The following is a 4,651-nucleotide window of genomic DNA, read 5'->3' as shown; positions in this document are numbered from 1 at the left end:
AAGCTTGCGGTGCCGACCCTGAAGGCAGGCACCGCATCGAGAGCTCCCGGCTATGCGCCTGATCATCCTTTGCCTGTCCTTCCTGCTGGTCGTGATCCAGTATCCTCTTTGGCTGGGGAAGGGTGGCTGGTTCAAGGTCTGGGAGCTCGACCGCCAGGTTCAACTGGCACACAAGAAGAACGACGAACTCAAGGAACGCAACGCCAAGCTGTCCTCTGAAGTGGACGACCTGAAGCAGTCCAAGGGGGCCGTCGAGGAACGTGCACGCTTTGAGCTGGGCATGATCCGCCAGAACGAAATCTTCATTCAGCTGCTCGATGGCAGCTCCGGCAAGCCTGCGGCAGCCGTCAATCCGAATCCCTACATGCCTGGTTCCGGGCAGCCCAACAGTGTCTCCGTGCCGGCCAATGCGCCCGCCGCCGGTGGCCGTGTCGCCACGCGCTGAGCACCTGCAGTTTTTTCCTTCACATGCGTCCTGATACCCCGCTGGTGTGGCTTGGCCTGAGCACCACGCCGCTGGAACTGGTCTCCTTCGCGCTGGCCGTGATCACGGTCTGGCTCAATATCCGCCAGAATCACTGGGCGTGGCTGTTTTCGATTCTCTCTTCGCTGTTGTACGCGGCCGTCTTCGCCGATGCGCGCCTCTATGGCGATGCCGGCTTGCAGTTCGTCTTCGTGGCAGTGTCAGTATGGGGCTGGACGCAGTGGCTGCGCGGCGGCGACCAGCACCAGGCCTTGCAGGTGTCGCAGTTGGCCTCGCGTGGCTGGGCAGTCATGGCAGTCTCCTGGCTGGGCGGGTGGCTGCTGCTGTCCTGGTTCCTGCAGCGTTATACCGACACCGATGTGCCGCATATGGATGGCTTCCTCACGGCGGGCAGCCTGGTCGGGCAGTTCCTGTTGTCGCGCAAGAAGCTGGAAAACTGGCTGGTCTGGATCGCGGTGGACGTGCTCTACGTCGGCCTATATCTCTACAAGCACCTGACGCTCACCGCCATCCTGTACGCACTGTTCGTGCTGATGGCGATGGCCGGCTGGCGCAGCTGGCAGCGTGCGCTGGCGGACATGCGGCGCTGAAGCGCCGGCACCGGATCCGTTCAGTCCGGGGATGGCAGGCTGGGAGCGTCCGCGGGCGGATCGGCAAAGACGATGCGGTTCTTGCCGGCATTCTTGGCCTTGTACAGCGCCACGTCGGTGCGCTTGAGCAATTCGGCCTGGCTCTCGCCGGGGTGATAGACCGACACGCCGGCACTGAAGGTAATCAGCAGGCGCTGGCTTTCGTGCATGAAGATGCGCTTGGTCAGTTCGCGCTGCACGCGGGTGATGATCTGCACCGCGTCCTGCGGGCTGGTCTCCGGCATGAGGATGACGAACTCCTCGCCGCCGAAACGCGCAATCACATCCAGCTTGCGCAAGGTTTCCCGGATCACCTGCACCAGGTGCACCAGCACTTCGTCGCCGGTGGCGTGACCATGCGTGTCATTGATGCGCTTGAAATCATCCAGGTCCAGCAAGGCCACGCACAGTGGCGTTTCGCGGCGCAGGGCGTTGGCGATCTCGCGATCCAGGGATTCATCCATGCCGCGCCGGTTGAGGCTGCCCGTCAACTGGTCTTCGCGCACCAGTTCACCCATCTGCTGCAATTGCTGTTCCAGCGCCTGGATACGTTCTTCGGCTTTTTCCACTTCCTGGCGCGCATCGACCATGGCGTCGCGCGAGCGGGTGGCTTCTTCCTGGGCCTTCTGCGTCTCGGTCATGATTTCGCTGAGCACGCTGTTCAGATCGGCGATGTTGCCGGCCTGGCTGATCTGCTGCGAGAAGCCGCGAATGGTGCGCTGGTAGTTGTCGGTGGTGGAGACCATGGCCGAGAGCCGGTCCACGAAGGTCAGCATCATGTTCTTGACCACCACTTTTTCCTCGGACAGCGTGTTCTTCAGCAGGCCCTGCTTGTAGATCACTTCCTTGAGGTTCTTGGTGGCATCGGCCAGCGAGGTATTGCTGAGCGGACCGGCGATCAGGCTTTGCACGGTTTCAATCTGGCTCGACAGCCAGGAGCCTTGTTCCAGTAGCCCGTTGATGTTTTCCAGCAGCAGCTGGAACAGGCGCATCAGCAATTCCTGCTGCTGGGCCATGTCGTCGGTCTTGAGCTCGATCTGGAAGCTCAGCTGCTTGACGCGGGTGATGATCTCGTTCATCGCCTGCTCGGAGAACGCCATTTTGAGATCCTGGCCGCTGTTGCGCGACTCGTTGGCCAGTTCCGGTGCGGTCGAGAGCAGCGAGGGCAGGTTGAAGACCAGGATGCGCGCCAGCATTTCGCGCAGCATCTTCTCCTTGATGCTGTCGCGGATGAATTGCCGTTCCAGGTCGATCGGCACCAGTTCACCATGCGGCACGGCCGGTTTGGCCGGTACGATGGGTCGGCTCTGCCAGTTGGCGTCAGCGAACTCGATCAGCTGGCGCTCGAACTCGGTCCAGTCGCCATTCTCACGGGCGCGCACCAGGCGCGTGCCCAGCAAGCCGTTTTCCCCTGGCTGGCGCGAGAGCTTGGTGGCGAAGGTGCTCAGTACCGACTCGGCCGTCACGCCGGGCATACCCCCCTGGATTTCCTCGTAGGCGATGCGATAGGCATCCGGGGTAGGCGAGATGCGACGCGCCCCAAGCCTCTGGAAAGCTTCTCGGGCGATCTCGACGGGCGTGAGCGTGGTCGGTTTCTTGGACATGCCGGCTGGTGACTGTATTGTTGGTGTGATTGTCTGTGTGCCACGGGGAATTTCCTACGGTATCGGCGCGGGCAGGCATTGCTTGAGCACGGCCTTCCACCCCGATCATCGTGCGGACGCAGCCTGGTCTCCCCCCTCAGTTGCAGTCCGTTGCCGCTCGCCCGAAAGGGAGAGGCAAAAATGACAACTAATTGTACGTCAGCGCCTGTTCTCTGGATGCATTTAATAGGAGGAGAAAAGCCCCTTTCCAACTGGGAAGCCAGCGCTTCCCGCGTGACGGGAGCGTGGCGGCGGCTTACTCGACCAGATTGTTCTTGAGTGCGTAGTGGGTGAGTTCGGCGTTGTGGCGCATCTTCATCTTGGCCAGCACGCGCGAGCGATACATGCTGATGGTCTTGACCGACAGCAGCAGTTCGCTGGCGATGTCGCTGACGGTCTTGCCGGAGGCGATCATGACCATGGTCTGGTATTCCCGGTCGGAGAGGGTTTCATGCAGCGGGGTGTCGTGGTCGAAGCCGATCTGGTTGGCCAGTTCCTGCGCCAGCGAGGGGCTCACGTACTTGCGTCCGGCGGCCGCCTGGCGGATGGCGGCCAGCAGCTCACCCGGGCTGGCCTGCTTGTTCAGGAAACCGGCGGCCCCCGCCTTGAGCGAGCGGATCGCGTACTGGTCTTCGCGATGGATGGACAGGATCAGCACCGGCAGGTCCGGCTGTTCCTTGCGGATCTGCTTGAGGATATCGATACCGCTGCGGTCGGGCAGCACGATGTCCAGCAACATGACATCGCCATTGCCTTCGCGGGCCAGCTTGATGGCCTCCAGCCCGTTGGCGGCATTGCCGGCCACGACGATGTCCTTGCTGCCGGCGCAGATCTGGCGCAGGCCTTCGCGCACGATGGCGTGGTCGTCGGCGATCAGGACCTTGATGGCGGCGGTGGATTTCTTGCTCATGGGCGGACGGCGACACTCCTCTGGAAGCCTTGTTGCATGCTGCTGAAGGCGAGGGCGTATTCTATAGCGTTCATTCAGTGTGCGACAGGTATGCAGATATGTACGCGAGAACCATGTCCGGCGCGCGCCTCCCATGCGGCGCTGCCGCCCAGGGCTGCGGCACGCTGGCGCATGTTGGCCAGGCCATGGCCGCGCCTGCCATCGCGCCCGGTAGCGGCGGGGTCGAAGCCACGGCCGTTGTCGTCGATGTGCAGATGCAGGCTGTCGCCGGTCTGCTTCACGCGAACCTCGACCTGACTGGCGGCAGCGTGTCTCGCAATATTGTTGAGTGCCTCCCGCAGGATGCGCAGCAGGCTCAGTACCAGGAAGTCGTCCTGTACTGCCAGCTGATCCGTGGCCAGGAACAGGCAATCCACTCCGCTCTGTCGGCTGAAGTGGCGGCACTGCCAGCGCAGGGCATCGGCCAGGCCGAACTCGACGATGGGCGGATGCAGATCGTCAATGATGCGCTCCATGCCTTCGCGTGCCTGCGCCAGCAATTGCGCCGCGTAGTCGGCTTGGGGCAGGGCGGCATGGCGCTCCAAGGCCAGCTGTTCCCGCAACTGGCCCAGCGCCATGCCGATGCCGGTCAGCTGCGCGCCCAGCTCATCATGCAGGTCGCGGGCAATGCGCGTGCGTTCTTCTTCACGTATGCGAAAAGCGGCGGACAGGGCGGGGGCAGCTGGATCGGACATTCGGGGCGAATCAGGTCAACGGTGGTGAATATTCCTTCATAATAGCTGTGAGGGACCGGCTGGTCATCTATCCTGCATCAATAGCGTAGATGCGCCGTTGGCGTTCGGTTGCCGTGGCGTTCAGGACCCATGGGATGAAGAGAGAAGAAAGGCCGAATTTCTCGTCAGGCAAAAAAATTTCAAAAAGGGCCTTCCCAAACGGGAAAACATGCTGCTATAATTTTGTTTTTCGCGGCTGTAGCTCAGCTGGA

Annotated in this window: 5 protein-coding genes; 2 read left to right on the top strand and 3 right to left on the bottom strand. The window is 62.1% G+C overall.

The window, feature by feature from the left end:
- The first annotated feature begins 52 nt into the window (after positions 1-52).
- Both ftsB and pnuC read left to right on the top strand, forming a co-directional pair.
- Complete coding sequence (ftsB, locus tag B3873_RS25750; protein WP_034332070.1) at positions 53-445, top strand: cell division protein FtsB; 393 nt, start codon at positions 53-55, stop codon at positions 443-445.
- Between the two features lie 23 nt (positions 446-468).
- Complete coding sequence (gene pnuC / locus B3873_RS25745; RefSeq protein ID WP_286869946.1) at positions 469-1,074, top strand: nicotinamide riboside transporter PnuC; 606 nt, start codon at positions 469-471, stop codon at positions 1,072-1,074.
- Between the two features lie 20 nt (positions 1,075-1,094).
- Here pnuC and B3873_RS25740 read toward each other — a convergent pair whose 3' ends face one another.
- From B3873_RS25740 to B3873_RS25730, 3 genes are all read right to left on the bottom strand, one after another.
- Positions 1,095-2,717, bottom strand: coding sequence for a GGDEF domain-containing protein (locus B3873_RS25740; RefSeq protein ID WP_034332073.1), 1,623 nt, complete (start codon positions 2,715-2,717; stop codon positions 1,095-1,097).
- 295 nt (positions 2,718-3,012) lie between these two features.
- The gene (locus B3873_RS25735; RefSeq protein ID WP_121041669.1) at positions 3,013-3,666 is read right to left on the bottom strand and encodes a response regulator; all 654 of its coding nucleotides are present in this window, start codon (positions 3,664-3,666) and stop codon (positions 3,013-3,015) included.
- A gap of 74 nt (positions 3,667-3,740) precedes the next feature.
- The gene (locus B3873_RS25730; RefSeq protein ID WP_286869944.1) at positions 3,741-4,400 is read right to left on the bottom strand and encodes a sensor histidine kinase; all 660 of its coding nucleotides are present in this window, start codon (positions 4,398-4,400) and stop codon (positions 3,741-3,743) included.
- Positions 4,401-4,651 lie beyond the last annotated feature (251 nt).

Origin of the sequence: Herbaspirillum sp. UBA812 (genome assembly GCF_002296545.1) — a bacterium.
In the GTDB taxonomy this organism is placed as follows: domain Bacteria; phylum Pseudomonadota; class Gammaproteobacteria; order Burkholderiales; family Burkholderiaceae_D; genus Herbaspirillum; species Herbaspirillum huttiense.
The sequence above is the reverse complement of the archived record's forward strand: the minus strand, read 5'-3'. Positions and strand labels throughout refer to the sequence as shown.

Excerpts from the sequence above, each read along its gene's own strand:
- pnuC (WP_286869946.1), top strand. The coding sequence starts at position 469 with ATGCGTCCTGATACCCCGCTGGTGTGGCTTGGCCTGAGCACCACGCCG.
- B3873_RS25735 (WP_121041669.1), bottom strand. The coding sequence starts at position 3,666 with ATGAGCAAGAAATCCACCGCCGCCATCAAGGTCCTGATCGCCGACGAC.
- ftsB (WP_034332070.1), top strand. The coding sequence starts at position 53 with ATGCGCCTGATCATCCTTTGCCTGTCCTTCCTGCTGGTCGTGATCCAG.
- B3873_RS25730 (WP_286869944.1), bottom strand. The coding sequence starts at position 4,400 with ATGTCCGATCCAGCTGCCCCCGCCCTGTCCGCCGCTTTTCGCATACGT.
- B3873_RS25740 (WP_034332073.1), bottom strand. The coding sequence starts at position 2,717 with ATGTCCAAGAAACCGACCACGCTCACGCCCGTCGAGATCGCCCGAGAA.